Annotated in this window: 2 protein-coding genes; one reads left to right on the top strand and one right to left on the bottom strand. The window is 59.2% G+C overall.

The genetic code is table 11. From position 1 onward, the window contains the following. Positions 1-139: 139 nt before the first annotated feature. A complete protein-coding gene (locus CKO40_RS23710) occupies positions 140-301 on the top strand; it encodes a helix-turn-helix domain-containing protein (protein WP_242477313.1) in 162 nt (53 codons plus the stop codon). Positions 302-443: 142 nt separating this feature from the next. Here the strand turns inward: CKO40_RS23710 and CKO40_RS23715 are convergent, their stop codons facing one another. Continuing rightward, positions 444-695, bottom strand: a complete 252-nt coding sequence (locus CKO40_RS23715) for a hypothetical protein (protein WP_200348923.1) — start codon at positions 693-695, stop codon at positions 444-446. Positions 696-1208 lie beyond the last annotated feature (513 nt).

Below are 1208 nucleotides of genomic sequence, written 5' to 3' on the forward strand. Positions count from 1 at the left end.
GGCCTTGAAGTCCGCACTGAGTCGTTTACCTTTGCTTCGGGTCATGTCGATGGCTCCTCTCGTCTAGGGCGAGGATAGCCTCCGAAGCTTTACTTCTCACCTGGTCCAAAAATCGGGGTCCACTTCAGCCATCCGCGCTCTGCGCGAGCGCGAGCATCTTTCTCAGCCGGTCTTCGCCCGTTATCTCAACGTGAGCAAGAATCTGGTCTCGGACTGGGAGCGAGGGGTGAAGCGCCCCGGCGGGCCAGCACTTCGACTCCTGACCGTCATCGAGAAGAAGGGAATTCAAGCGATCGCTTGAGTGCCCAGGGCCCAGTGGAGAAGCGCTGGCTCCTGCGCTTGTCAGTTCGAAAAAACGAACGGCTTATTGAGCTGGTGCAGAACGCCTCTAGACAGCGGTGGTTAGCGCGTCGATCGGTTGCCCTAGGGTGGATAGGTGCAGGTCAATCCGGTCTAAGGCGATTTCTGTCAAAGCTCATACCGCCTTGCTGGTCTTTTCGCTCGCCTTCTTCGTCGCGCCGCCGGTCACATAGCCCGGCTATGCTCCCGGCGACGCTCCTCGAAGGCAAACGAACATCCTGCGCAATTCGGTACGAGCTTTTCCGGCAATCGCCTAAGCGCTCGCCATGCTCGGCAAGGGTGCCGCGGATCGCTCGCAGGTGCCCAAGTACCAGGTTCTCGATGTTCTCAGTCATGCTCAGGGCCTCGGAGTCAGGAAGGCAACGCGGGTCATGAGCCCTGGCTCAGCGCGTCCAAAGGTGGCGTTGTGTCAGCTCCATCACGCATCTCCGAATGCGCGGACGCAAGAACGCCCTGCCCTTGCGCATCCTGAATCATCAGTAACTCTGATGTAGGTAAAGGTCTGGCTAGAGGTCAAAGCCCGCCGCGAGCGCCAGGCCGATAAGCAACTGAAGGCGGTACATAAACGACTGATCAAGGAGATCAGCCACACGCCGGCAAGGTGAGCTTTGGGACAGCTGCGGCCCTGTCCCGCCTAGGCTACGAGGAATTCCACTACAGACTCAACGTCCGCTGAAAAAGATGTATGGTCCGCCCCGGTGGTGCAAGTGCCGCTCTTGTCATGGTGAGAACAGACTGCGTCAATGTATCCGGCCTCGGTTTGGCCGATCACGCAGGATCGCCGGGCCTCGATGGAAATCCGCGCCATGCGTTCCTGAATAAGCCGATGACCTCCGTCTGGGGCCGTT

The organism is Halochromatium glycolicum (assembly GCF_016584085.1).
In the GTDB taxonomy this organism is placed as follows: domain Bacteria; phylum Pseudomonadota; class Gammaproteobacteria; order Chromatiales; family Chromatiaceae; genus Lamprobacter; species Lamprobacter glycolicus.